The sequence below is a fragment of the Rhizobium sp. Root1203 genome, from assembly GCF_001424945.1.
In the GTDB taxonomy this organism is placed as follows: Bacteria; Pseudomonadota; Alphaproteobacteria; order Rhizobiales; family Rhizobiaceae; genus Rhizobium.
In genome coordinates this window covers 19120-45862 of sequence record NZ_LMCW01000020.1, presented here as the reverse complement: position 1 = coordinate 45862, position 26743 = coordinate 19120, and the positions used below count along the sequence as shown (strand labels likewise).

Below are 26743 nucleotides of genomic sequence, written 5' to 3'. Positions count from 1 at the left end.
CCGGCACTTCCGGCTATTCAGCCGCCTGTGCTCGCATGAGCTGGCTGCGGCAATCGGCAATCGATGCGGCTTCGATACCCGCGTAATGATCGAATTCGTTGAGAACGGGCGCGCCGAGGTCACGCTCGAAGCGCTGCTGGTTCGGACTTGCGGTGAACTCCTGTGCTGCCTCGCCGCCCAGATTGGACTGGAAGATACCGGCCGCGCTGACGGGCAGGAAATCCTCGTAGATGATGGGATCGAAGCGGACGAAGCCATTCTCGACCATACGGTCGATGCTGCCGCGCTCCGGCATTACCGCATTCAGGCCCTTCTCCGTCAGGCAATAGCGGAAATAGCCGAGGCCCTCGTTGCGAATGCCAGCCCAGCTGTCCGGAAACGGCGCAAAGGCATCGGTGAGCGCCTTATTGTATTCGCCTGCGTTGGATCCATCGGGGGCAGGGCGGACGTGGCTGCGCGAGTCCGAAAGCAGCGCGTCGTAGAGCGCCCGTCCCTTCGGCGTCAGGGCGATGCCACGGCTTTCGATCTCACCGAAACGCGCGGTATGCGTCCCCTTCTGCCAATTGCCGTCGGGGTCCCTGAAGGACACGGCTTCCTCGAGCGCCTTGAATGATGTCTGCCGGAGCAGGATCGGGCAAATTCGCGTCGGGGGGCCCTCGACGACTGCCTTCGGTGCAATGCCATATTCGGGCATGAGTTCCTGCACCCTGTCTATGTCGAGGGTGCGCGGTGTCAGGTGGTTGATGTGCGGTCCCTTGAACGAGACGACATCGGCAATCAGCCGATGGGCATCATGCAGACGGTCGTACATCGAAAGATCGACGTTGGCCCGATCGTGCCAGCGGAAGGTTTCCAATACCTCCTCGACGAAGCGCTGCGCGTCGCCCTCATCCAGACCGCCCTCGCGTTCGGCCTTCCGCGTCAACTCGACCGCAGCAGGGGTGAAAATCGCGCGGCTCTCAAGGATTGTCTGAGCTTCTGCTCGCAGGGCCTCATCGGCGATCAGGTCGAGGCGCAGGAGTGAGGTGAAAACGCGGAACGGATTGCGCTTCAGCGCCGTATCGCCAACCGGCCGGAAGGCGGTGGAGTGAACCGGCACGCCGGCTTCGCTTAGGTCGTAGTAGCCGACGGGGAACATGCCCATGACAGCGAAAACGCGTCGCATCATCGAGAGCTCCTCGGCCGTGCCGAGCCGGATCGCGCCGTGGCGCTCCTGGGAGACGCGCTCAAGCGAGTCCGTCTCCTCAAGGCTTGCCTGCAGTGCGGGATCAGCTGCAAGCGTCTCGGCATTCACTCTGGCGACGATATCCATCAAGGTCCCGTAGGCAGGGACTTCGGCGCGGTACATTGCGGACATCGCAGCCGAAAATGCGGAACGGATTGAGCAGGAGGAGACGAAACTGCTGGTCGACATATCTTCTCTCGATTTCAAGGGTGTTCTTGTCAGTTCATTCTGGATTGCGATCATATCGACCGCGTAGTAGAGAAATAGCGACAAATTAAGCTGACATGATGCGGTTTTGGAATGACTACACCTCGACGGATGATGCCTGACCTGACCACGCTGCAGTCTTTTGAATCCGCCGCGCGCCACGGCAGCTTCACGCGGGCTGCCGTCGAGCTCAACCTGACGCAAAGTGCAGTCAGCCGGCAGATCAAGGAGCTCGAGGGCCAGCTCGGCGTCCTTCTCTTCGAGCGGGTGCGCCAGCGGGCCATTCTGTCGGACGCCGGCAAACGCTTGCTGCCCGAGGCAAGGCGTTTGCTCCACCAGACGGAGGAAATGATGATGCGGGCAGCCGCTGGTGCGGATGCCACCGCAACCCTTTCGGTGGCGACGCTTCCGACGTTCGGCAGCCGATGGCTGACGCCGCGTCTTCCGTCTTTCCTCTCGGCCAATCCAGGCGCAATTCTCGATATTTCGTCGCGGTCGGAGCCATTCGATTTCGAACAGGAGAGTTTCGACCTTGCCATCCACTATGGCCAACCGATCTGGGCGCGGGCAACCTGCACGTTCCTGTGCGGAGAAGTCGTGGTACCGGTCGCGAGCCCTCGATTGCTCAGGGCGATGCCTGCTTTCGAACCGGTCGAACTCGCCGGCAAGCCGCTGCTGCACCTGGCGACCAGGCCGCGCCTGTGGCCGAAGTGGTTCGAAACATCAGGCATCGATGCGGCGCCGTCTTATCGCGGGAACCGTTTCGACCAGCTCTCGATGATCATCGAAGCCTCCGTCGCCGCCATGGGCTTTGCGCTTCTTCCGCTCTACCTCATCGAGGAAGAGCTGAACTCGGGCGTCCTGCAGATCGTGTTCGATCGGCCGATGCCGACGGAAAACAGCTATTATGTGGTGACGCCGGACGGCAAGCGGGAGCATGCGCTTGGCCTCTCCTTCACCGACTGGCTTTTGTCGCAGGTCTCCAGCCGCGAACCCACCTGACAAGTGCCACGCGGGCTCGCCTCGCCCGATCGCCTGAAGCTGAAGACGCCCCGGTAGCCTATGCCGGCAAGCGCAAAAACCTGGTATGGGCGCAGGTTTTGGACAACTCCCTTTCTGCGTGATGGCAAGCAGATCGGTCGAGACCACGCCCATCGGCAGCAAGCCTGTGGGTTCTTTTGGTGAGCCCGCAGCGTGCAGCGGTTCATCGGAGGTTAATGCTAGTTAAGCGAGACTCGCATCCAGAAAGGATGCGACAATGATGAAGAAGCTATTTCCCCCGTTCGCAGCCATGGTCGTGGCTGCATCTTGCGCCTTGCCGCTAAACGCCGCGCCGATCGTCGTGCCGAAGGCAATGCCTATCCATACCGCTGACGTGGAGCTTGTCAAAGACAAGGGTCATGGTAACGGGCATGCGTATGGTCACTCGAACCGTCGATACGGCTATCGGTCCTGCTACAACTGCTACGCTCGCCCATACGGATACCGCAGTTATCCCACGTACTACGGATATCAGCGGCACTACGGCGGCTATCCTGACGACTACGGTTACCAACGCAGGTCCGGTGTAACCGTCTATTTGGACTTTTAGTCGGTAGCAGGTTCTTGTATGGGCCAGGCAATGAAAGGCCCGGCGCTTCAGCCGGACCTTTTGCAGAGACCGCTTCCCGAATTCTGGAAGCCAGCTTCTGGCGGCAGAGCGGCCATCGATGCCAGCCGTTTCCCAACGAAGTCAGGCTATCGGCAAGCCCGTTGGCGACGCTTCTCCTAACGCGGCTCGCTCGTCTCAGAAGCAGCCGGCAAGCGCTGGCCCGTCGTGGTGGTCGTCGGGCCGCTCAATTTAATCCATGCCAATACCGCGATGAGAACAACCACCGAAAGTGCAAACCAAATGCGCCCGGCACCGCGGCGGGCCAAGGGCGGGATGGCCTCATCAGGGTCTCTGTTGGGATCATAGGTCAAAGTTGTCGTCTCGCCATTTTCGGTAGACAAGCCCGGTGCAGGGGCACTGACACCGGGCCCAACCGACGAGGATGGGCTGTCGTCGGTCGAGCGACGGACACAGGAGAGTTCGTCGCCGCTGCAACAATGATTCTTCCTTCAAATTGTTCCGACATAAAAAGAGCCCGGTGCGGAGGGAACCACACCGGGCCTTGGGGCTGCTCTCGCAGCCTTGGTACAACAGCATAGGTGTTGCGACAGATAAACGAATGAGCCGTTGATCGGTTCCACAGTTCGCGACAATTTCTCGGTGTCGGTGCGAATGCCGGGCAGTTTTCATATCACTCGATCGTATCCTGCTCAGCCGATGCTGAAGTCGTGCTTTACTCAGCGCTTTCTTCTCCACCTGACAGTCCCCGATATTTTTTTGACAGCCGGATTGACCGCGTCCGCAAATCGTAGTTTGATTAAATCAAATTGATTGACTAAATCAAATCAAACGCAATATGGGAACATAATCACATGAAAACAATGCGTTCTACTGCGATCACGCGTCGCAATCTGCTTTTGGCGGCCACGGGCGTTGCGGCGTCTCTGGCCTATACCGGCGCCTTCGCCACGGCGGCAAATGCCGAGGCGACGCTCTCGATGCACATCGAGGAACAGACGAGCTGGGTTCGCAATTTCAACCCCTTCGATCTCGCCGGGCGTCGCCAGAGCACCATGGATTTCATCTACGAGCCGCTGGTTATCTTCAATGCAGATGATGCAGGCAAGCCGATCTTCCGGCTGGCGACAAGCTACAAGTTTTCCGATGATCTGAAGTCGATCACCTACGTGTTGCGTGACGGTGTTAAATGGTCGGACGGCCAGCCGCTGACGTCTGCAGACGTCAAGTACACGCTGGAGCTGATGCTCAAGAACCCAGCGGTCGATACCGCCGGTGTCGGTGACACCATCGCTTCGGTCGAGGCGCCATCAGCGAGCGAGGTCAAGATCAACCTCAAGGGCGTCAACACCGAATTCCCGGAATCGCTTGCCGACCTGGCTGTTGTGCCGGAGCACATCTGGAAGACCGTTGCCGATCCTGTCGCGTTCAAGAATGAAAATCCCGTCGGCTCGGGACCGATGACCGAAATCCGCCGGTTCACGCCGCAGGTCTACGAGCAGTGCCGAAATCCGAATTATTGGGACGCGGCATCCCTGCATGTCGATTGCCTGAAGTTGCCGCAGATATCAGGCAACGACCAGATGCTCGCTCTCTTGCCCGAGGGGACAATGGACTGGATCGGCTCGTTCCTGCCGCAGATCGACAAGACCTTCGTGGCGCTCGATCCCGCCAACAACGGTTACTGGCAGCCAGCGGCTGAAACGGTCGCATTCCAGATGAACCTGAAGACCGAAAATGCCGCCAACGCAAAGGCTTTCAACGACCTTAACTTCCGCCGAGCCTTCAGCCTTGCGATGGACCGCACGGCCATGGTCGATGTCGCAGGCTTCGGCTACCCTGTGGCAAGCCAGCATGCAAGCGGCTTGCCGCCGCGGTTCGAGGCCTGGCGCAACAAGGCGGCGGAAGGTGCTGCCGACGAATGGATGGCCTATGACGTCGACAAGGCCAACAAGCTCCTCGACGATGCCGGTTACAAAAAGGGCGACGACGGTTTCAGGGCAAACCCTGCCGGCCAGCCGATCGCCTTTACGATCATCATCCCGAATGGCTGGACCGACTGGATCGACGACGCCCAGATCGCAGCTGAAGGACTTCGTGCGGCGGGCCTCAACGTCTCAGTGGCAACGCCTGAGTACGAGCAATGGCAGAAGCAGTTGCTCGACGGCAGTTTCGATGTCGCCCTGAATTCGCGTGCCGACGGTTCCACGCCGTTCCGCGGCTACTACCAGTCGATGTCGACGGCCTTTGCCGGCCGCATCACCAGTGCTGCGACACGCTATTCAAATCCCAAGCTCGACGAGGCCTTCAATGCCTATCGCAAGGCAACGACGGATGAGGATCGCAGGAAGCTGTTCGACGAGGTCCAAGTGATCGTCGCCGACGATTTCCCCATGGTGCCGGTGTTCAACGGACCGACCTGGTACCAGTTTTCGACGAAGCGTTTCACCGGTTGGGTCACCGACAAGGAGCCGGTGATGAATCCCGAAAACCACGATAACAACCGCATGCGGTTGATGCACCTTCTGCGTCTGAAGCCGGTGCAATAGCACAAAGGCCGAAGGAAACGAGAGAATGCGTATCTCCTCCCGACGCCTTGGCGTCTATGCGGTCGCGTTACTTTTTGCGATCGTCATGAACTTCACGGTTCCCCGACTCATGCCGGGGACCCCCGTCGACGCGATGATCGCGCAACTGGGATCGCGGGCAACCCCTGCCGCGATCGAGGCGATCAAGGCCCGTTTTGGCGCAGTCGATGCGCCCATCGCAACCCAGTTCATCGATTATCTGAAGGGATTGGCAACGCTCGATCTCGGCGTCTCGGTGAAATACTATCCGCAAACCGTGGTCGAAGTGCTTGGCCGATCGACGCTTTGGACGGCGTTTCTTGTCGTCACGGCCATCACCTTCTCGCTGTTTGTCGGCGTGACGCTGGGTGCGGTCGCGGCCTGGCGGCGCGGCGGACGCTTCGACACGGTTGTTTCGCCGCTCTCCGTCGTCATGATCGCAGTGCCGCCTGTCATCGTCGCATTGACGACGCTCTTCATCTTCGGCGTGTCGCTGCGCTGGTTTCCGGTCGGCTATGCCTACGATCCGAGCCTGGACCCCGCATTGAACTTTGCCTTTGTGGGCAGCGTGTTCGTTCACGCGATCATGCCCGTCCTCACCTTGTCGCCATACCTCATCGGCGAATTCCAGACGACGATGCGGTCCTCGATGATTTCGGTGCTCGGCGAAGACTACGTCACGATGGGCAGGGCAAAGGGGCTACGCTCCATATCAGTCATGTTCGGCTACGGCGCACGAAACGCGATGTTGCCTGTCCTGACGAACCTCGCGCTGATGCTGGGCGCCGTTTTCGGCGGCTCGATCGTCACCGAGATCGTCTTCAACTATCCCGGGCTCGGCCTGACACTGTTCACCGCGAGCGTGGCGCGCGACTACCCCGTCATCCAGGGGCAGCTTCTCTTGATGACCCTCGCCACCCTGGGTGCAAACCTTCTCGTCGACATCATTTATGGTCTGGTCGATCCCAGATTGAGGGAGGCCGCCGAATGAATTCCGCGTTGAAACTTATCGGCCAGCAGAAGAAGGCGCTCTTCGGGCTGGTGATCATCTGCACGCTATGTCTGATGGCCATCTTCGCGCCGATCATTGCGCCTGGCGCGCCCAGCGCCCGCGTCGGCCGCTCGCACCAACCGCCCACCATCGAGCACGTTCTCGGCACCACGAAGATGGGGCGCGATGTCTATACCCAGTTCGTCTGGGGCGCCCGCACTTCGATTGCCGTCGGTTTTGCAACAGGGATTGCGATCACCGTGGTCGGCACCGTCATCGGCCTGGTCGCCGGCTATGTCGGCGGCAGGACAGATGCGGTGCTCGATCTCGCAACCAACGCCGTCCTCGTCATACCAAACATTCCACTCCTGATCCTTCTTGCCTCGTTTGCCGGTACGGTCGGGCCGATGGCGATCATGACCATCATTTCGCTGACGTCGTGGCCCTGGGGCGCGCGCATGACACGTTCCCAGACGCTTGCCCTGCGCAGTCGTGATTTCGTCACCGCTGCCAAAATGATTGGCGAGCCCCGCTGGCGTATCATCTTCGTCGAGCTGCTGCCGAACCTCCTGCCGCTGATCGGCATCAACCTCGTCGGCAGCATCATCTATGCGATTGTCGCCCAGACGACCCTCGAATATCTGGGCTTCGGCGATCCGCTTCAGGTCAGCTGGGGAACGATGCTCTACAACGCGCAGAATTCATCGGCGATCATCGTCGGTGCCTGGTGGGACATTGCCACGCCTGCCGCCGGTATCGCGCTGATCGGGCTTGGACTGGCGCTCGTCAATTTCACCTTCGACGAAATCGCCAATCCGCAGCTGCGATCCGGCCCGGCGCTCAGCCGATGGCTGCGCCTCAATCGTACGCGCAACCGCCAGCTGGAGGCCACCCGATGAGCCACGACCTGCTGGAGATCCGCAACCTCGATGTCGACTATCTCCTCGACAAGGGCGAGTTCAGAGCCGTCAAGAACGTGTCGTTCAACATCGGCCGAGGCGAGCTGTTCGGCCTCGCCGGCGAATCCGGTTGCGGGAAGAGCACGATTGCCTACGCAATCACCCGCCTTTCGAAGGTGCCTGCCTGGGTTGCCGGGGGCGAGATCTTTCTCGACGGACAGGACCTGCTGAAGCTGCCCGAAGGAGACATGCAGAGGATCCGCTGGAAACGGGTCGGCATGGTCTTCCAGAGCGCAATGAACTCGCTCAATCCGCTCATGCGCATCGATGCGCAGTTTCACGACGTGCTCTACAGACATACGGGCTGCTCTAAGAGCCAGTCGCGCGAACAGGCGGAGGCGATGTTCAGGCTGGTCGGCATTCCCGTCAGCCGGATCACCGACTACCCGCATCAGTTCAGCGGCGGTATGCGCCAACGGATCGTGATCGCGATCTGCCTCGCCCTACGCCCGGAACTCATCATCATGGACGAGCCGACGACGGCGCTCGATGTCGTCGTGCAGCGCGAGATACTCGAGCAGGTCATCGATCTTCAGCAGACCTACGGATTCTCGGTGCTGTTCATCACCCATGACCTGCATCTGATGGCCCAGCTCTGCCACCGGATCGGCGTCATGCTGAAAGGCGAGCTCGTGGAGGTCGGGGACGTCAAGCAGGTGAGCCAGTCGCCGGAGCATGCCTATACCCGCAAACTGTGGAACGCCATACCGCAGCTACCGGGCCATCGCCATTTGGCGGGAGAGACCGCATGAGTATTCATCCTCAGCCCTCCCCGGCGCCATCTGAAACGGTCATCCGGCTTGAAGACATCGAACGTCGCTTCGGTCCGGTTCACGCGTTGCGCGGCATCTCGCTCTCACTCAGTTCGGGCAGGGCGCTCGCCCTCGTCGGAGAATCCGGCTGCGGCAAGACGACCTGCGCCCGTATCATCGCACGCATGGATCAGCCCACGGCCGGCAAGCTCAGATTTCGCGAGCGCGATGTTACCGTCATTGGCGCGCCACAGGACGAGCGGGCTTATCGTCGCGACGTTCAGATGGTGTTTCAGGATCCGTTTTCGTCGCTGAACCCGGTGTTCTCGATTGATCATCACCTTTCGAGGCCACTCATTCTGCACGGGCATGCTGTCGGCAAGGCAGCGCTCTCCAGCGCGGTATCGCAACTGCTTGTCGACGTCGGCCTCGATCCTGCTGTCACGAAACACAAGTTCCCCCACGAACTCTCAGGCGGTCAGCGCCAGCGCGTGAATATTGCGCGTGCGCTTGCCGTGCAGCCGAGCGTGCTCGTGGCAGACGAACCGACATCGATGCTCGACGTTTCTATACGAATGGGCATCCTCGAGCTGCTTGAGCGCATCAAGCGTGAAAAGAACCTGGCCCTGCTCTACATCACCCACGATATCGCGACCGCTGCACATGTGGCGGAGGAGATTGTCGTCATGTTCGCCGGCCAGATGGTCGAATGGGGTGAGACACGGGCCGTCATCGGCGATCCGCGCCATCCCTATACGCAGCTGCTGTTATCGGCAGTGCCCGACGGCAGCCGCCCGTTCGTCAGAGGCGCCAGCGCGCGCTTTGTGGAGCAGGCCGAAACAGTCCGCGCACTCAGCCGACCGCCTTCGACTGCCGTCGAGCAGGTCGGAGCGAACCATTTTGTCCGTTCGCTTGCGGCACCAGACTGAAGGAGACCAGCCCTTGGACTATCTTGTCAATCTCTCGGTCCTGGAGCCGAACGCCGTCCTTGAAGAGAGGATGAAGGATGCAGGTGTAACGATCCGGCGCGCACTCGCGCCGGAGGCGAAGCTCGTCACCAAATGGGTCGCTGACGAATTCGGCGACGGTTGGGCAAGCGAAACCGCCGTGGCGCTTACGCGTCAGCCGCCGACATGCTTCATCGCGACCCGCAACCAGAAGCTGGTCGGTTTTGCTTGCCATGAATCGGTTGCGCGCGGCTTTTTCGGCCCGACAGGCGTTGAGGCTGAAGCGCGCGGGCTCGGAATCGGCCACGCGCTGCTCGTCGCCTGCCTCTTCGATCTCCGAACCATGGGCTACGGCTACGCCATCATCGGAGATGTCGGCCCGGCGGCCTTCTACGAGAAAGCGGTCGGTGCCATGCCGATCCCCAATTCCGCACCCGGTGTTTACGCCGGGATGCTCAAAGTCTGATCCCATAACGCAATCAAGAGATAATCATGTCGACACCACGTCCACCCGCCCTGCGGCTCGAAAGTTCATGGCTTCCCGCTTCCGATGAGAGAGCCCAGGCCTATACGCTCACCCTGAAGAACCTCTCCTCAAAGCCGATCTCCGACTTCACGCTCTGCATCAGCGGCCCGGGCCGCGTCGACCCAGCCGTTCAGATCGAAGGCGGAACAATTGGTCGCAGACTGTCGAATTTCACCGAATTTCTGACACCTGAAGACTTCGTGCTCGAGGCGGGCAAGACCTGGACGCTCTCGATCTCGGCACTGAGCTGGCCGTTCCACCATTGGACGGATGGAGCAACCAGCGCTTATGTCGCATTTGCCGACGGCACCACCTTGTCGCTCGCGGTGGAGCCAACGCGCTCGCTTGCCAACAATGCACCTTTGAAACGTGGTGCTGAAATCTATCCAGTACCCGTCAATCCGCCGGTGCCGGTTTCGATCGTGCCGTGGCCAAACCAGGTGTCGGTGTCGGGCAGGCGTTCCCTGCCGCCGGGCCTTGCGCTCAATGCTGGCGAGCCGAGCGCAGTTGCCGCTGCGCAGGCGTTCACCGCTCTGGTCGACCACCTGTTTGCTGTCGAAGGCATCGTTCGCCCTGCAGCCGAAGGCGGCATGCCGGTCATGCTCGACATTGTCGAGGGATTTGCACCCGAGGCTTACACCATGGCGTTTTCAGGCGACCTGGTGCGGATTTCGGCAACGACGCAGACAGGCCTGCTCTACGGTCTGATCACCCTCGGACAGATCTGGCGGGGCGCCCACCTGTACCCCCATGCATTCAAGTTCCCGACTGATGGCACCATTTCAGACGAGCCCTCGATGGGTTGGCGTGGACTGCATCTCGATGTCGCGCGTCAGTTCTACGGCAAGGCGGAGATCAAGAAGCTCCTGAGCATCCTTGCCTGGAACAAGGTCAATCGCTTCCACTGGCACCTGTCGGACGACGAAGCCTGGCGCGTGGAGATTGAAGCCTATCCCGCCCTGACGGAGATCGGCGCGTGGCGCGGACATGGCCTGGCGGTTCCGCCGCTCCTGGGATCGGGGCCAGAGCGTACCGGTGGCTACTACACCAAGGCGACCGTTCGCGAGATCGTCGCCCACGCCAAGGAGCTTGGCATCGAGGTCGTGCCGGAAATCGACGTGCCCGGGCACTGCTTCGCGATGCAGCAGGCCATTCCCGAACTCCGCGATCCGGCAGAGGTCGGCAGCTATTTCTCCGTCCAGGGCTTCCCGGATAATTGCATCAATCCAGCCCGCGAAAAGACCTACGAGGTACTCGAGACGATCTTTCGCGAATTGATCGAGCTCTTCCCGTTCAAGACGATCCATATCGGTGCCGACGAGGTCCCGCTCGGAGCGTGGTCGGGCTCGCCGGAAGCGCTCGGCCGGTTGCGCGAAATTGCTGGCGACGCAACGGCTGAAGCGCATGCCAAGCGACTGAACGTCATCACCAATACCCACGGCGCCGACGACATCGTAGGATCGGGGGCCGCCGTCCTGCAAGCCGTGTTCCTGGAGCGGGTTCAAAAGTTCCTGGCCGAGGAGGGCTGTATCACCGGCGGATGGGAGGAGGCGGCCCACGGCAATGTCATCGACAAGAGCAAGAGCTACCTGTGCGGCTGGCGCAGTGTCGAAGTCTCGGCAGCGCTTGCCGGCGAGGGCTACGAGATGGTCGTCTGCCCTGGACAGGTCTACTATCTCGACATGGCCAACAGCCCCGACTGGGACGAGCCCGGCGCGAGCTGGGCTGGGTGGTCGGAGCCCGAGACGCTCTACAATTTCGACCCGGTGGAAGGGTGGACGGACGAGCAGAAGAAAAAGCTGCGCGGCATCCAGGCCTGCATCTGGTCCGAGCCGATGACGGACCGTGCCGTTTTCGATCGCCTGGTCTTCCCGCGCATCTCTGCCCTTGCGGAAAGCGCCTGGACAAAACCCTCCGACAAATCGTGGGAGCGCTTCAAGGCGGTCGCGGGACTGATGCCGATCCTCTACGCCTATCCGTGACGATATCAGCTTAGAGGTATCTGCAGGACGTCGAACTGAGGGTTCGTTTCCGAAAAGATCGGCAGTGCCGCGGCGCCCAGGATTGCCGTGTCCCTGCCGGTCGCGCCTACCATGATGCGAGGTATGACGCGCTCGGTGGTGGGGTTGACCGGCACATGCAGCGGCTCGAGCCGAAGGGCCAGCCGCTGTAGCAGGGAAGGGGGCATTGATCCGCCGAGGACGACCGTCTGCGGGTCGAAGGCAAGCTCCAGAAAGTCGATCGTCTGACGCATCGGCTCGACTGCCGCGTCAAGCCACACGTCCAGCGACGTCCCGGCGTGATCGATCACCGCGTCGAGCTCTTCGAGCGAGCAGCTGTCCGGATCGCCGATACCAAGATGCTTGTAGGCCATACCGAGCGAGACGTACCGATCCAGGCACCCGCGCTTGCCGCACGGGCAGAGCTTGCCGTTCGGAACCGCAATCATGTGGCCGATTTCTCCGGCATTGTTCCGACTGCCCTTGTAGAGATGACCATCGAGAAACATGCCGGCGCCGATGCCGCCGCCGAGGAAAAGGTAGACAAAGCTATTGAGACCGCGTGCTACGCCATAAAGCCGCTCGCCGATGGCCGCAGCCGTCGCATCGTTTTCGATGAGAACCGGGACCCCAACGAGGCGTTGAAGCTCCGAGGCAACTGGAAAATTCTGCCATCCGGGAAGTGTAACGGGGCTCAGGGACGTAACCCCTTCGGAGGCATAGCGACCGGGCATGGCAATGCCGACACCAAGGAGCCGGCTTCGATCGAAACGAAAAGTTGTCTGCAGATCCGCAGCAATACCCGCAAGGATGGGGATCGCCTCTGTTGGCGTCGGCCGGTCAACGGCGCGCTCGATCCTCGCCCGGACGCTTCCCGAGAGGTCCGTGATGACACCCACTGCATGATGGCGCTCCAGCTCCAGACCAACCGAATAGGCGCCGTTTGGGTTGATGGAGTAGGGTGTGATCGGTTGACCGCGCGCTGCCTTCTGCGGGGTTCCCGCCTTAAGGAGCTTCGATCCCTCCAATTCTTCGACGATGTTCGACACTGTCTGCGTGCTCAAGGCCGTCAGGCGCGCCAATGCTGCGCGTGACAACGGTCCGTTTGTCCTGATCGCCTCGATCACGACACGCCGATTGTGCGATTTTGCCTGCTCGAGATTTGTACCTGAAATTGCCTTCATGTCTTCAACTTGCAGCGCCGGGCGAATTCGCGCGGAAATGTGGAGGCATTTGCCTGTTGATTACCGCATACGGTGTTGGCTCACGGATATCCAGTGGGTTGCTTTGTGGCGACCGGCGCGAAGTCACTGTCCTTCATCCGGAATGTTGAGCAGGTGCCCGCATGCCTTGCAGTGCACGGCGTCCGCGTCGTGGCGCTGTAGTCCGCACTGGGGGCAGGGAAAGCGTACCTTGTAGGGCCGCACGACTGCCTGGGCCAGGCGCACGAAGAGCGAGATGCCGATGATCATCGTGACGATCGAGGTCAGCTTTCCCCTCGTTCCAGGCAGCGTGATATCGCCAAACCCGGTGGTCGTGACCGTGGCTACGGTAAAGTAGAGCGCATCGATGAATCCTTCTGTGCCTTCCTGACCGTAAAAGAAGCTGGTGTAGACGAAACCGGTGATGATGAACAGGAAGACAACGAGGTTGAGGCAAGCGCGAACGACCTCGAGCCACTGATTGTAGCCGAGTCTTCGCAATCCCTCTTTCAAGAGGCTGCTGTTGCCGATCGCCCAGAGCCGCATCGCGCGCAGGAAGGCAAAATTGTTGAGTAGGTCAGGGAAAAGCAACGTCGCCAGTATGAACAGGTCGACCCATGTCATTAACCGCTTTGCGAATGTCTTGGCATCTCCGGCGCTGATGGCCTGCGCGACAAGCTCGATCCCGATCCAGATGGCGATCGTGTAGTCGAGAACCAGATAGGACCGTCCCTCCCTCAGGTATGGACCGAACAGGAAGAAGGCGAGGATCGCCAGATCGAAAATCCCAAGCACGGCCTGCAGGCGAAGAGAGCGAACATCCTTTCCGCGCTGCAGCCAGCGTAGCCTCGCCCTGAGGTTTCTCAGTCGATAGGCAAAGGTATGCTGCTGGATGTGCGTGTTGCTCATTCGATGGTGGCTTTCCTGCGGAGGTTGGTTATTACCGAGCCAATGGCATCATCTACTCAGATCATCGCAAAGGTTGGAGAAACTCCAATCACGATTGTTCTGTCGGAGCGAGTGGCCCTCAAGCCAAGCTCGACAATACGTCTCGGGCCCTGGAACGCAATATTTCCTGAGAGCTAGCTCCCCCAGATGCGACCCAACTCCCGCGATCTCATGTTCGCGGTTTGAAATCCACGAGGAGCGACTTCAGCTCGATATCGCGAACACGCCTGGCCGCTTCTTCCGGGGAGACCCATGCAAGGATGCGCTGGCCTTTCTCCTTGTATTTGTCCGTTTGCTCCGTCACTTGCACCTGAAACACATCCACAATGGTCGGAGCGACGTCTCCGTTGTCTAGCAGCTTCAGGTACGTGTATCTTCCTACCGGGTCCTTTCTGCACTTTCCTCTGACGCCAGCTTCCTCCCAAGCCTCTGTCTCTGCAGCTTCGTGTGGCTTTTTCTTCTTGATCGGCCACCCTTTTGGGATGATCCAGCGCCCACTATCTCGGGATGTCAAAACGAGGATCTCCAGGTCCTGATGCTTCCCATCATAGCGGAAACAGAGCGCTGCATACTGCTGGCGGAACGATCCCGTAAACAGCTTGTCCGGGTTAGCGGCGAGCTGCTGTAGCAAACCTTTCGGCTTCGCAATTGGCGGCCCTTGCGTTGCTTTAGTCTTCTTGATGCTCATGCCACGTTAGTAAACGAGATATATTTGATGGGGTTGCTGCGCGATGGGGAAGCAAATTGTGCCGAAGCTTCTAATCGAGCTCACGGGATGGAATGGTCAATAACTGTGTTGCCGTTAAATACGATGATGATCGCGATTCGGCTGCAAGGCAAAGCGCTCGGTTACCGCGATCGCTATTTATCGACAGCCTTCTTCCCGACACCAGAGAACAGGGGTGATGGTTGTGGGGCGGCCGAAAAAAACACCCGAGGAGCATTGAATGCTGCTCGGGTGTTTTACGTCGTGTTACCTTCGACGTGTGGACCAATGGTACACGACCGTAGCAGTTTCATCTTCCTTTTCCCATCGCAAGTCACTTCGTTGGCAGGGTTATTAACAAACTATTGAATCAAATGATGCTGTTGCTCAAAGCCCACGCTGCCGCACGACATTAGCCATGCCCTTTCGAGTAATCGTAGAAGGGGAAGTTAGTCCACCGGCGGGAGCCGCTGTTCTCCGGGGCAGGCAACGAGCGGACAGTACCGTGCGCGCGCTGAGCGAAGGGAATGCCCTGCCCATGCGCGTCGCCACTCCCGAGCGCGCGTTCCTGGAAATGCTCGACGAACTGCCCGCGCAGGAAAGCTTTCATAACGTGGACATGATCGCCGAAGGCTTGCGGACGTTGAGCCCAAGGCGCTTGAAGACGCTGCTGGCTCACTGCAGCAGCGTGAAGGTCAAGCGGCTGTTTTTCTGGTTTGTAGACCGCCATCACCATAGCTGGCTGAAGTCTGTCGACAAGGCCGAGTTCGATCTCGGCTCTGGCAAACGCATGCTAGTCAAAGGCGGACGCCTCGATCCAACATATCTCATAACCGTGCGGGATGATCTGAATGTCCCTGTCTGAACGCTATCAAAGTCAGGTCGCGCTTCTCGTCGAAGTGCTGCCTTTTGTCGGGACCACCTTTCGGGAACAAGACGCCGGCATGGATCAGACGCGATCTAGGAACTCAAGCACTCGGATGGTGAGTAGCGCGGTCGCATCTGCGTCGTACGACGGGAGCGAGCTGTCGGCGAAGTAGTGCTGATCGCCGGGGTACAGGAAAAGCTCCGCATCCTCGACCTTCTCCACGATCCCGCGGGCGGCGTCGATGTCGCCCTCGCCGACGAAGATCGGGTCATCGTCCATACCGTGGATCTGGACCGCGACGCTGTGCGGCCAGGGTCCGAAGGCCCACTCGCCACTGATTGGCAGGCAAGAGTAGAAGAGCAGGGCTCCGCGGGCTCCGGGCCGTGTCTGTGCAAGCTTCTGTGCCGGCAGCACGCCGAACGAGAACCCAGCGTAGACGAGCTCGAGAGGCAGCTCCTCGGCGACACGGATGCCGCGCTCCCGCATTTCATCGAATCCAATCTCACCAATGTAGGCGAGACCCTCGTCGATACTCTGGAACGTGCGTCCGTCGAACAGGTCCGGCGTGTGCACGATGTGACCGCTGGCCCGCAAGTCGTCGGCGAACGCGCGCACACCCTGGGTCAGCCCCTGTGCATGGTGGAACAGCAAGACCTCAGTCATACAGGCCTCCGGGTGAGGTGGTGTGGTGCATGTTCGATCACTCTACGGCGTCATCGCCTCGCCGGGAACAATGCGGACACCTTATAGGAAGGGTATTGAACAACACAAAGGGCGTGCAGGCTGACAAAGCCGGTGCGACGATCACGCTCACGCACGACAGCTTGAACGCCATCGCACTGTGTGTGGCGACGCTCGACAAGGCGAAGGCCGACGGTAGTGTTAAGGTGATGCCAAGCTGGTTCAGTTGGTCTCGATGCTTGATAACTTCGAGTTCTGGTTCAACATCGTAACGCCGTAACTTCAGGCCCGCCAGTCAAGGAGCCAAAATGGCTTGGCTCAATGGCGGGTTATTAGGGTCCGCGCTGCCTCGATGGTCCTTTAGCCTTGTAGTATTTTGGCGTATTCCCGGTGGCCGTTGTAGCCCTGACGGCCTCCGACCGGTCGCAACTTGCGCTAATGGCTGCCCTGGATGCAAAAGACAGGACCCAGCCGCTATCGAGGCTGGCGACATGGCTATGGCACTCAATCCCAACAATCCCGATGGAGCTGCGGCACTCGGCGGCGTCCTGTACGCTGGCGGCTGCGGCTGGGGTTTCGATGGCAAGAGATGCCAGTACAGATGCCGACGTTGTGCCCCGATGCGCGATGGTGGTTCTCGCACTGGAAGCCTTCCGTGATGCCCGGTATTCGGAAGCCCTTCTGTGGTCGGAGCAGGTGAGGGAAACCAGTGTCTTGGCAAGCGCAATCAGGGCCGCCTCTGCCGGCGAGCTTGGCTCTGGCGATCCCAACCTAGTGCTTGATGAGACTGGCATAAGCGGGCCGAAATTCAGGAATACCTGAAGGCAGTGTGAGCAGGGATTGTCCAAAGCAGGGGTGGATGTCGAACCAGTTGGCTCCATCTCGCGGTGAGAGGAAGCACGAGCATTACTGCTCTGCCTCAGTGAATGTCCTTCGTGGGCTTACACCGTCAAGGTCAGCTGTTCCCTCACCGCACCTCTTTTGTTCGCGCTTTTCGACCCGAACGCAGCGGGGCAGGCTTCTTTTCCGTTGGTTTGATCTCTTCGAAGAGTGCGGCAACGTTAACCGCCAGCACTCTTGCAATCGCGTCGAGTGTCGCGACGGTTACGTTTTCTTTGCCGCGCTCGACCCGTCCCACATATGATCGATCAATATTGGACTCGAGAGCCAATTTCTCCTGTGACAAACCTTTTCCAACCCGCAGGCGGCGCAAATTCCAGCCGATGGTTTGTCGTGTATCCATGGCACAACAAGACATATAAACGGCTTGACAATCGACGGACTGACAGTCCCTAATTAGGAGTAGATTTGTTTTAAATCAAAGCCACCTCGGAGGCACCTATGGAACTGCGCCAACTCTCCTATTTCAAAGCGGTGGCCGAGGAGCTGCACTTCGGCAGAGCGGCAACGAAGATGCGGATCGCCCAGCCGGCGCTGAGCAACCATGTGATCTCGCTGGAGAAGGAGCTCGGTTGCGCGTTGTTCATCCGCTCGACCCGAAAGGTGGAACTGACAAGGGCAGGGGAGACCTTCTACGAGCGCTGCGTCAGGATCCTGAGCGACGTCGATCTGACCACCGAGCTGACCCGGGCTGCCGGCGGCAGTCGCATCCGCCAGATCCGCATCGGCACCGTCTATCCCGCCACCATGGGCATGCTGCCGACGTTCCTGGCAAAAATCGCCCGCAAGTTTCCCGATGTCCGCATCCATATCTCATCCGGCAACACCGGTGACATCATCCGCAGCCTCGAGAGCGGCCAGATCAATCTTGGCTTCATCCGTCCGGTGGAAAACATCGGTTGCCTTAGGTTCTGCTCGATTGCCCACGAGCGCTACCATCTGGCGGTGGCCCATTCCAATCCGCTGGCGAGCCGCGAGGAGATCACCATCGACGATCTGCGCGACCAGAAGATCATCGCCTTCAACAGGCAGAACCTGTCGTTCACAGAACGCTACTTCAATGAGAAGTTCGAGGAATACGATCTGACAGCAAACATCGCCTACAGCTGCGACGACACCTATTCGCTGGTGTCACTGGTCTCGGCCGGGCTGGGCATTGGCTTTGCGCCGGAATGGACGCTTGATCTTCCCAACCGCGCCTTCGAGCTGAAGAAGGTGAGGGGGATCGACTTCCGGATCGGGCTCGGGGTTGCCTGGAATAAGGACGATCCGACCGCATCACGCGACGACATCATCGACATCGCCCGGTCGCTGGCACGGCCGGGCAGGTGAGGGCGCCAGGTGTTGATCGTCTGCAGCGATCGCTAATGTTGCCGCCTCGCTGACTTGCCGGACCCGCTTCCATCAAAACCTCGCAGTCGCGTCTGTGGCCATCGCGTCCTGCTCCGGCTTTGGTCCTGCCAGGCCCGTGCTGCCCGCAACGGCTTTGCCGTCCTCCACTGCGTTGCGGCCCTGCGCGTGCCGGCAACACTTCCTGCCTGGCTTTTAGACCGCCGCAGCAGGTCGCGATGGCCGCGACCTCAAACGGAGGTTCAGACATGGGCAAGCAGTCAGACAATAGGTCAAACAATCAACGATCCGATACCTACAGCCGCATCACCGACAAGATCATCGCCGAACTCGAACAGGGCGTGCGGCCATGGACCAAACCCTGGACCACGGGATATACGCCAGGTGGCGTTACCCGGCCACTGCGCCACAACGGCCAGCCTTACTCCGGCATCAACGTCCTCATCCTCTGGTCCGAAGCCATCGCCCGCGGCTTTGTCTCTTCACGCTGGATGACCTTTCGCCAGGCAATTGAGCTTGGTGGTGCCGTGCGCAAGGGAGAGACCGGCACGACCGTCGTCTTCGCTAGTTCGCTCCTTCGCACCGAGACGACGGAGACCGGCACTGAGATCGAACGGGATATTCCCTTCCTCAAAGCCTACACTGCCTTCAACACCGATCAGATCGCCGGTCTCGATCGACGCTATGATGACAGTGCAGCTATCCAGGATCCGATGAGCCGCATCGGCAACGCGGGCCGCTTCTTTACCAATACCGGTGCACTGATCCGCCATGGAGGAACGGCTGCCTATTATGCTGCTGCCCGTGATTACATCCAACTGCCATGCTTCGATGCCTTCAGGGACGATGCCGCCTATGTCGCCGTCCTCAGTCACGAAATGACGCACTGGACCGCGGCACCGAAAAGACTTGATCGCGATCTCAGCCGCTATGCCAAAGACGAGACCGACCGTGCCCGTGAAGAGCTGATTGCCGAACTTGGCTCATGTTTTCTCTGCGCCGATCTTGGCATTGTTCCCGAGCTCGAACCGCGTCCCGATCATGCAAGCTACATTGACGGCTGGCTGAGACTACTTGGCAACGACAAGCGCGCCATCTTCTCGGCCGCCGCCCATGCACAGCGCGCCATCGACTACCTGCATCATCTGCAGCCCCCCATCGGCGAAGAGGAGGCGGCGTGAGCCGTCTCCTACGTCGCAAGTCCACTCGCGTGCAGCGGCCGGCTGTTGCGTTGGGCCGCGGCGCCGGAAGGGTCGCGATCGAAGACGATCTCGGCACGTCCGTGGTATGGCCCATGAAGTAGAGTTCCACGATATAGTGGGCCGCAGCAGCGGCCTTTTCGCTCAGGATGCCGGGGAAGCCCCAGAAAGCGCATTTGCGAAGGCGCGCAGCGCTTCGGGCGAATAGCGCTGTGGCACCAGACATGCGATTATTCCGTCTTTCGGCGCGTAAGCAGTCGCGGCGCAAGCGTTTGGCCAGTGAGTGCAGCGAGAACGTTCGGTGCGGACATGACGGACACCGCCCGCTTGGCATCCAGCGTCACACACGCGACATGCGGCGATACCAAAGGTCTCCGCGCAGCATGACACTTGTCTGCTCCATGACGCGTCTCCCACGCAGGCACAGATTATCGCCGGCGCAGGAGCCGATGGTAAGTGATAGTCCCCTTGCGAAGCGCTCAGGCCGTCTGGCGGCGCGGTGACCGGGCCATCAGGCGGGCATAGGCGATTGCCGACAGCATATTGACGTGATTGGCCTGGCCGGTTCCGGCGATATCGAAGGCGGTGCCGTGATCAACCGATACACGATCGATCGGCAGTCCAAGCGACACGTTGACGGCGGTCTCAAAAGCAACGAGCTTGATCGGGATGTGGCCCTGATCATGATACTGCGCGATCACCAGATCGAAGGCGCCATTATAGGCGCGGGCAAACACTGTATCGGCCGAAATGGGGCCGACGACGTCTATGCCCCTGGCCTGCGCCTGCTCGACGGCGGGCGCCAGGAACTCCATGTCCTCAGTTCCGAACAGTCCGTTTTCGCCGCAATGCGGATTGAGGCCTGCGACCGCAATCCGCGCCTTCTTGCCGAGCCGCATGAAATGGTTGTGCCCTGCTTCGATGGTGGCCAGCACGCGCTCTGTCCTGGCGCGCTCGATCGCGCCCCTGAGCGAGATATGTGTCGAGACGTGAATGGTGTTCAAACGCTCGGAGGCAAGCAGCATGAAGGAGCTCTTCGATCCCGTCAGATGTGCGAGCAGTCCCGTATGACCATCGAAATGATGGCCGGCAAGGTTCATTGCTTCCTTGTTGATCGGCGCAGTCACGATGACGTCGGCGGCGCCCGACATGGCGAGATCGACCGCGCGGCTGATGTAGCGCACGGAGGCATCCCCGGCGACCGGGCTGACCTTGCCGATCTCGGGAAGCGGCGCGCCGAGGTCGACCTCATCGACGGCGATCTTGCCGGCACGAGCGTCATCGGCGGGCGCAAACATCAAACCGGTGGAAGCCGCGCGGTTGGCCCGCTCCAGGGCTTCGACGTTGCCGACGATCACGAAATCGCGGCGCTCCTGATCGGGCATCGCCGCCAGTGCCTTGACGATCACTTCGGGTCCGACGCCTGCCGGATCGCCGAGCGTCACTGCGACTTTCGCATTCCTGTCCATCAGTCACATTCCTTTTCACGTGGCTTGCGCCTAGTAGGCAGCCTCATAGATCGAGCGGATATCGGCGCGCGACAGTTCGCGCGGATTATTGTCGAGCAGGCGGCGGATGGCAAAGGCATCGTCGGCCATGGCGTCAAGATCGCTTTGCGGCACGCCGAGGCCCGAGAGCTTCATTTCGATGCCGAGTTCGGCACAGAAGGAATAGGCTGCATCGAAGACCGAGCGGATTTCCTCTGACGCTCTGCGACCGAGCGCATCCATGACAGCACGGGTCTTTTCCGGGACCGACGGTGTGTTGAAGGCCAGCACATGGGGAAAGATCAGCGCGTTGGCTGCGCCATGTGCCACATGCCAGCGTGTCCCGAGCGGGTAGGCCAAGGCATGGCCGCCTGCGGTATTGACGGGGCCGAGACAGAAACCGCCATAAAGGGACGCAAGCGACAGGCCGGCGCGCGCCTCGGCGTCGGAACCGTCTTTGACTGCCCGCGCAAGGTACTTGCCGACCAGTCGGGTTCCTTCGATCGCATAAAGGTCGATCATCGGATGCGCCTTGCGATTGGTGAACGCTTCGACGCAATGCGCCATCGCGTCGACACCGGTTGCAGCCGTCGTACCGGGAGGGACGGTAAAAGTCAGGGCCGGATCGATGACGGCGATGTCGGCGAGCATGTGAATGCTTTCCACGGCGAGCTTGGCCATTGTCTTCGGATCAGTGACAAGTGCGCGGATACCCGCTTCGCTGCCGGTTCCTGATGTGGTCGGCACCTGCGCCAGCGCGACACGGCGCGGTCCCTGGACCTTGTTCGGACCGACGACATCATGGAGCGTTTGAGACGAGCCGGCGAGCACGGCGGCAAGCTTTGCAAGGTCCATGGCGCTGCCGCCGCCGAACCCGACCACGAGCTGCGCATCCGCAGCGTTCGCCGCGGCCAGCACCTTGTCGAGATTGGCCGTGTCCGGCTCGGGTGTCACATCGGCAAAGACCGTGACGTCCCCCTTGAGCGCGAGCGTTTCAACGCGCTTGGCGTTAAAGGCATCGGAAATGACGAGGATGCGGGCATAGCCTTTCTCGCTTGCCCATTTGCCAAGACGATCGGCGGTGCCGACACCGAACTCGATCAAATGCGGCCGGACTATCGTGATAGGCGAATCCAAGCTGACCATTGGACCACTCCTCCCTGCGAGATCGCGCGGCACTCTCGCCGCCAAGATGTAAATTTGTTATAGAAAGCCAATCACCTTGGCAAGCTTTCACATGGAATTTGTCGAAGATTTCATTGGGTGCCGCGCCGGACTTGCGCGATTGACGTGAAGACGATGCCATTAATGCATTGAAAATGTTAGTATTTATCCACGCTCACCGCTGTTGCCATCGATTGACAGGGCTGCTGCCGTCCGAGTTCCAGAACTGTGGCGAAAATTGTCAAATCCTGACGCAAGAAACCGCTCGCCGGCACGAAACCTGTCAAACGATGGCGCACCGGCCACTACAGCCATCAAAAACTGACAACTGTCAGGCGTCAGCCCACCGCATCTCGCGATAGCCGCACATACTTGATCGCCCGGCGATAGTAGGTGTAGGCAATATGCACGACACCGTCCGGCCCCTCGACGATCGAAGGGTAGGAAAATTCGCGATTGACCGCGTCCTTGGAGTTGTTGCTGAGGCAGTACCCGTCTCCAGTGTCCAGATCGACATGGTGCGGGAAGCTGGCGCCTCCATCCTTGGAGAAGGCCAGACTGAGCGGCGCACGGGGAACGCCCCATACGGCCCTTTGCCTCTCGGGCGCCATCACCGGCGTTGAACCGACGCTATCGTCGCCCTCGATTTCGTCGTAGAGCGACTGCCGTCTGGCGTCTGACGTCAGCGCGTTGGAATGATTGTACACCATTGCTATCGCATTGTTTTTCAGCTTTACCGCCTGGATCGACGAGTTGTTGTTCGGCAGGTCGACAGGCGCCGGCGCACTCCAGTGTCTGCCGCCATCGGTCGACCGGCTGGACAGTACGGACTGCGCGAACCGGTTGCGGTAGAAGGCGACGAGATTATCGCCATCGAGCGGCACAATGTTCATATGGACGGCGCCCACGCTGTCAGGCACATCGGTCATCGCCCAGCTCTTGCCCTGGTCGCTGGAGATCAACACTCCGGCTGTGTCCGCGTCTCCCGTCCAGCGCTCTCCGGGCAAACCGACACAACGAAAGACCGGAAGAAGCCAGTCACCCAGGCCATTGACGACGATCGGCTGCCGGACGAACGTACCGGGAAGATCGCAGAGGATGCCGACTTCGCCGAATGTCTTCCCGCCATCGGTCGAAATGCGATACTTGACAATAGACCCGTCTTGGTTACCCGAAGTCTGGGACGTATAGAGCAACCACACATGTCCGTCAGGAGCCTTGAAAATCAACGGGTTCTGTTCGGATTTTGCGGGATCGTCGGACATCTTTTCTGGCTGCGACCACCGGGTGGTGCCAGGCGCCAGACGCGACATGTAAATCGAAATGTCGCCCATTCCTTCCATGGTGCCGCCAAACCACACGCAGGTGAGGGTTCCATCCGGCAGAAAGGCGAGATTGGCGGCATGGTTCTGGATGCATGGAGACGGCAGATAGGCGTCCGCACGTCCCTTTTCATCTCGGTTCTGGACAACCTCGCCCGTCATCATTGCCGGAACTGCATCCGGCTGCAAGCCCGTGAAGGTCATTGTCATCATCCCTACAGCTTGGAATAGGCTTCGGAAAGTGCCGCATAGTCTGTCTCGCTGATCGGCATCAGCGGTGCGCGGGTGCGCTTCCAGGATGGATTGCCGGTCTTCAGTCCCACCATCGCCTTGATCGTCGGGATCTGCACGTAGGAATTGGACAGGGTGCGATAGGCATTGATCCTCGCCTGTGCGGCATCGACATCGGCCGTACGGGCCGCGTCATGGACGTTGTCGTAGACGGTGCGAAGCGCACCGGCGACAAGATTGGAGGTGGCGGTGATGCAGCCGGCGCCGCCTGCCTTCAAAAGCGGCAGGAGCAGCGGGTCGGCGCCCGCAAGAACGGAAAAACCGGGATAGGCCGCAATAATCGCCTGCATGTTATTGAAATCGCCGGCTGATTCCTTGATGCCGACGACGGTATCGGGGAAGGCTTCGATCAACCGGCCGATCAGCGACAGGGAAAGAGGTACCCCTGAAACCTGTGGAATATGATAGAGAATGACCTGCAGGCGACTGTCGGCGACCTTTTCCAGAACCTGCGAATAGGCGGCAAACAAGCCGTCGTCGGACACGCCCTTGTAGTAGAACGGCGGCAGCATGACGACCTTGGTCACGCCAAGGGAGAGCGCGTGCCTGGTCAATTCGACCGTTTCTGGAATGGCCACTACGCCGGTGCCAGGAAGCAGCGCATCGGCCGCAATACCTGCCTTCAGTGCCGCTTCGAGAATTGCGCGGCGTTCGCTCGAGGAGAAGGAATTCGCTTCACCCGTGGTGCCGAGAAGCGCCACCCCATGGCAACCTTCATCAAGAAGCGTCCGGCAATGCGCCGTAAACAGTCCGAGATCCGGGCTGCCATCGGCGTTCAGTGGCGTTGCAGCCGCGCTGAATACGCCTGTAATCTTGTGATTGCTCATATCGTCCTCCTCGGATGAACGCCGCGACGGGCGGCAAAGGCGGGACGTCTGGCCCGCAGGATCGCGTTTTCTTCATCCTCAAGAACGTTGTTGTCAATATGACAATAGACATCTGACAATCGACGAATTTTTATCTAATTGATATTAATCACTAAAATATTTTGATGCAATCCAGAAAAGTGCATTGGATTAATTTTTGTTGACATATTTACATTATCGCGCGAGTGTCTGTGACATAGATGACGCCTCTTTCGGGATAGAGTGCAGGTGAGGGGCGTCACGGATATTGTCATGGGAGGAACAGATGACTGATCGGAATGAACGGAATACTGCGCAAAAAGCGCAGATGTCGCGCCGCGATGCCCTGAAGCTCGGCCTTGCCGCCGGCGTCGGTCTCTCGGTCTTCGGATTGAACGCCCGCATCGTGATGGCGGATGAAGGTCAGGTCCTGAAGGTCGCCAACCCGGCCTTCAACCAGGATTGGTCACCCCTGCGTGGTGGCGGCGTGCCTTTCCGCTGGAACTCGATCTGGTGGGCCTCGCCCATGTATTTCGACAGTGAAGGCAAGATCCAGCCATACGTCTTCACCAGCTGGGAATCGCCTGACAACAAGGTCTGGACCTTCAAGATCGACCCGAAGGCCGTCTTCTCCGATGGCAGCAAGATCACTGCTGCTGACGTCAAGGGATCCTGGGAAGTTGCCTCCATGCCCAACACTAAAAGCCAGCGCGCCGACCAGGTGCTGGGCAAGGTTCAGGGCTACAAGGAGATCAGCGGCGGCTCGGCAACCGAACTTGCAGGCGTGGCAACGCCTGACGAGGGAACCGTCGTCGTCACGCTGGCGGACGTCGATCCGATCTTCTTCATGCGCCTTGCCAATCACATCGCTCCCATCACCAAGGCTTCGCAGTCGCGTGGCAGCGACGGCCAGGAAGTGGCCGATTGGTACAAGCCCGACAGCGGCGCCGTCTATTCTGGCCCCTTCAAGCTGACCAGCCTCGATATCGATGCCGGCAAGCTCGTATTCGAGCCGAACGAGAAATTCTTTGGCCCCAAGCCGAAGCTGGCGCGCATCGAAATCACCTCGATCGAAGACAACGTCACGGCGACGTCGCTCATCAAGTCGGGTGAATTCAACGCGCACACCGAACTGGTGACCTCGACGATCATCCAGGATCTCGGCCCCGAATTCTCCGCCGGCCCGATCATTCCGACGAGCCAGCACTTCTGGTTCAACGTCACGCGTGCGCCGATGGACGATCCGAAGGTTCGCCAGGCGCTTATCATGGCGATTGATCGCGACGGTCTCTTCAAGGCCTCCTATCCGGATGGTCCGCACAAGAAGGCCGACCAGATCCTGAACTCCGTACCGGGCGCCGAGAACTCGGGCTTCGAACCTTACCCGTACGATCCTGCAGCGGCCAAGAAGCTGCTCGCCGAATCCAGCTATGGCGGTCCGGAGCGTCTGCCGAAGATCCTGTTTGTCGGCATTTCCGGGCCGGCCATCCAGGCGGCAGCCCAGTTCATCGCCGAGCAGTGGCGCCAGAACCTCGGTATTACCGCCGTCGACATGAAGCCTCAGCAGGATTCCTACGCAGGGCCCGACCAGAACGCGGTACAGATCTTCCGCGACGACGTTGGTACCCGTGTTCCCGACGCGGTCTCTTATCTCGCTGGCTCCATCGCTTCGACCTCGTCGAATGCACAAAACAAGCTTGGCGGATACAAGAACGAGAAGGTGGACGCCGCACTCACCGCGGCCGCAACCAAGGCTGCCGACGATCCTGAGCGCATCAAGCTCGCGCAGGATGCACAAAAAGCGTTCCGCGACGATTGGGTCTTCATTCCGTGGTACTCTCAGGCGATGTCCCGCTGGGCCACCAAGGACGTCAAGGGCATGGAGAAGAACCTCGACTGGCAGGTCGTGGCGCCCTGGGACATTTCGATCGGCTGAGCCGGGCGAACGCTTGAAAGATAGCCCTCGGGCATTTTAACAACCGCGCGAAGACCGCAAG

The 26743-nt window shown here is 59.9% G+C and carries 26 protein-coding genes; 16 read left to right on the top strand and 10 right to left on the bottom strand.

Annotated features, from left to right (window positions below):
* Positions 1-13: 13 nt before the first annotated feature.
* Positions 14-1414, bottom strand: a complete 1401-nt coding sequence (gene hglS / locus ASC97_RS19795; RefSeq protein ID WP_057470069.1) for a 2-oxoadipate dioxygenase/decarboxylase HglS — start codon at positions 1412-1414, stop codon at positions 14-16.
* A gap of 111 nt (positions 1415-1525) precedes the next feature.
* Here hglS and ASC97_RS19790 point away from each other — a divergent pair, with 111 nt between their 5' ends.
* From ASC97_RS19790 to ASC97_RS19750, 9 genes are all read left to right on the top strand, one after another.
* The gene (locus ASC97_RS19790; protein WP_057470068.1) at positions 1526-2434 is read left to right on the top strand and encodes a LysR family transcriptional regulator; all 909 of its coding nucleotides are present in this window, start codon (positions 1526-1528) and stop codon (positions 2432-2434) included.
* A gap of 259 nt (positions 2435-2693) precedes the next feature.
* Complete coding sequence (locus ASC97_RS19785) at positions 2694-3023, top strand: hypothetical protein (protein WP_057470088.1); 330 nt, start codon at positions 2694-2696, stop codon at positions 3021-3023.
* A gap of 881 nt (positions 3024-3904) precedes the next feature.
* Positions 3905-5590: an ABC transporter substrate-binding protein gene (locus ASC97_RS19780; protein ID WP_200959511.1), complete on the top strand. Its 1686-nt coding sequence runs from the start codon at positions 3905-3907 to the stop codon at positions 5588-5590.
* Between the two features lie 25 nt (positions 5591-5615).
* A complete protein-coding gene (locus tag ASC97_RS19775) occupies positions 5616-6599 on the top strand; it encodes an ABC transporter permease (protein WP_057470066.1) in 984 nt (327 codons plus the stop codon).
* Positions 6596-7498: an ABC transporter permease gene (locus ASC97_RS19770; RefSeq protein WP_057470065.1), complete on the top strand. Its 903-nt coding sequence runs from the start codon at positions 6596-6598 to the stop codon at positions 7496-7498. The genes ASC97_RS19775 and ASC97_RS19770 overlap by 4 nt, the downstream gene beginning before the upstream one ends.
* Entirely contained in the window at positions 7495-8310 is an 816-nt protein-coding gene (locus ASC97_RS19765) for an ABC transporter ATP-binding protein (RefSeq protein WP_057470064.1), read from the top strand. Before ASC97_RS19770 ends, ASC97_RS19765 begins: the two co-directional genes overlap by 4 nt.
* Positions 8307-9239, top strand: coding sequence for an ABC transporter ATP-binding protein (locus tag ASC97_RS19760; protein WP_057470063.1), 933 nt, complete (start codon positions 8307-8309; stop codon positions 9237-9239). The genes ASC97_RS19765 and ASC97_RS19760 overlap by 4 nt, the downstream gene beginning before the upstream one ends.
* A 13-nt stretch (positions 9240-9252) precedes the next feature.
* A complete protein-coding gene (locus tag ASC97_RS19755; protein ID WP_057470062.1) occupies positions 9253-9723 on the top strand; it encodes a GNAT family N-acetyltransferase in 471 nt (156 codons plus the stop codon).
* 26 nt (positions 9724-9749) lie between these two features.
* Complete coding sequence (locus tag ASC97_RS19750) at positions 9750-11765, top strand: beta-N-acetylhexosaminidase (RefSeq protein ID WP_057470061.1); 2016 nt, start codon at positions 9750-9752, stop codon at positions 11763-11765.
* Positions 11766-11770: 5 nt separating this feature from the next.
* Here ASC97_RS19750 and ASC97_RS19745 read toward each other — a convergent pair whose 3' ends face one another.
* The 3 genes from ASC97_RS19745 to ASC97_RS19735 all read right to left on the bottom strand — a co-directional run bounded on the left by ASC97_RS19745 (position 11771) and on the right by ASC97_RS19735 (position 14621).
* The gene (locus ASC97_RS19745; RefSeq protein ID WP_057470060.1) at positions 11771-12967 is read right to left on the bottom strand and encodes an ROK family transcriptional regulator; all 1197 of its coding nucleotides are present in this window, start codon (positions 12965-12967) and stop codon (positions 11771-11773) included.
* Positions 12968-13090: 123 nt separating this feature from the next.
* Positions 13091-13894, bottom strand: coding sequence for a potassium channel family protein (locus ASC97_RS19740; RefSeq protein ID WP_057470059.1), 804 nt, complete (start codon positions 13892-13894; stop codon positions 13091-13093).
* A 208-nt stretch (positions 13895-14102) separates the two neighbouring features.
* Entirely contained in the window at positions 14103-14621 is a 519-nt protein-coding gene (locus ASC97_RS19735) for an NUDIX hydrolase (RefSeq protein ID WP_156390412.1), read from the bottom strand.
* Between the two features lie 27 nt (positions 14622-14648).
* Between ASC97_RS19735 and ASC97_RS34100 the strand changes: the two genes are divergently transcribed.
* Entirely contained in the window at positions 14649-15008 is a 360-nt protein-coding gene (locus tag ASC97_RS34100) for a hypothetical protein (protein ID WP_156390411.1), read from the top strand.
* 136 nt (positions 15009-15144) lie between these two features.
* Entirely contained in the window at positions 15145-15504 is a 360-nt protein-coding gene (locus ASC97_RS19730; protein WP_443216760.1) for a type IV toxin-antitoxin system AbiEi family antitoxin domain-containing protein, read from the top strand.
* Between the two features lie 84 nt (positions 15505-15588).
* On the opposite strand, the gene ASC97_RS19725 is transcribed toward ASC97_RS19730, so the two are convergent.
* The gene (locus ASC97_RS19725) at positions 15589-16170 is read right to left on the bottom strand and encodes a dienelactone hydrolase family protein (protein ID WP_057470057.1); all 582 of its coding nucleotides are present in this window, start codon (positions 16168-16170) and stop codon (positions 15589-15591) included.
* 95 nt (positions 16171-16265) lie between these two features.
* On the opposite strand from ASC97_RS19725, the gene ASC97_RS34095 reads away from it, so the two are divergent.
* Positions 16266-16460: a hypothetical protein gene (locus tag ASC97_RS34095; RefSeq protein ID WP_156390410.1), complete on the top strand. Its 195-nt coding sequence runs from the start codon at positions 16266-16268 to the stop codon at positions 16458-16460.
* A 307-nt stretch (positions 16461-16767) separates the two neighbouring features.
* Positions 16768-17010, top strand: a complete 243-nt coding sequence (locus ASC97_RS34900) for a hypothetical protein (RefSeq protein ID WP_210171773.1) — start codon at positions 16768-16770, stop codon at positions 17008-17010.
* A gap of 145 nt (positions 17011-17155) precedes the next feature.
* On the opposite strand, the gene ASC97_RS19715 is transcribed toward ASC97_RS34900, so the two are convergent.
* A complete protein-coding gene (locus ASC97_RS19715; RefSeq protein ID WP_057470055.1) occupies positions 17156-17431 on the bottom strand; it encodes a helix-turn-helix domain-containing protein in 276 nt (91 codons plus the stop codon).
* A 98-nt stretch (positions 17432-17529) separates the two neighbouring features.
* On the opposite strand from ASC97_RS19715, the gene ASC97_RS19710 reads away from it, so the two are divergent.
* Entirely contained in the window at positions 17530-18420 is an 891-nt protein-coding gene (locus ASC97_RS19710; RefSeq protein WP_057470054.1) for a LysR family transcriptional regulator, read from the top strand.
* Between the two features lie 266 nt (positions 18421-18686).
* Positions 18687-19619 (top strand): ArdC family protein, encoded by a 933-nt coding sequence (locus ASC97_RS19705; protein WP_057470053.1) that lies wholly within the window; start codon positions 18687-18689, stop codon positions 19617-19619.
* 497 nt (positions 19620-20116) lie between these two features.
* Here ASC97_RS19705 and pdxA read toward each other — a convergent pair whose 3' ends face one another.
* The 4 genes from pdxA to ASC97_RS19685 form a co-directional block, all read right to left on the bottom strand.
* The gene (gene pdxA / locus ASC97_RS19700; protein WP_057470052.1) at positions 20117-21106 is read right to left on the bottom strand and encodes a 4-hydroxythreonine-4-phosphate dehydrogenase PdxA; all 990 of its coding nucleotides are present in this window, start codon (positions 21104-21106) and stop codon (positions 20117-20119) included.
* A 30-nt stretch (positions 21107-21136) separates the two neighbouring features.
* Entirely contained in the window at positions 21137-22270 is a 1134-nt protein-coding gene (locus ASC97_RS19695; RefSeq protein ID WP_057470051.1) for an iron-containing alcohol dehydrogenase, read from the bottom strand.
* A gap of 356 nt (positions 22271-22626) precedes the next feature.
* Complete coding sequence (locus tag ASC97_RS19690; RefSeq protein ID WP_057470050.1) at positions 22627-23814, bottom strand: sialidase family protein; 1188 nt, start codon at positions 23812-23814, stop codon at positions 22627-22629.
* 11 nt (positions 23815-23825) lie between these two features.
* Complete coding sequence (locus ASC97_RS19685) at positions 23826-24728, bottom strand: dihydrodipicolinate synthase family protein (protein WP_057470049.1); 903 nt, start codon at positions 24726-24728, stop codon at positions 23826-23828.
* Between the two features lie 304 nt (positions 24729-25032).
* On the opposite strand from ASC97_RS19685, the gene ASC97_RS19680 reads away from it, so the two are divergent.
* Positions 25033-26682, top strand: a complete 1650-nt coding sequence (locus tag ASC97_RS19680; RefSeq protein WP_057470048.1) for an ABC transporter substrate-binding protein — start codon at positions 25033-25035, stop codon at positions 26680-26682.
* The last annotated feature ends 61 nt before the right edge of the window (positions 26683-26743 follow it).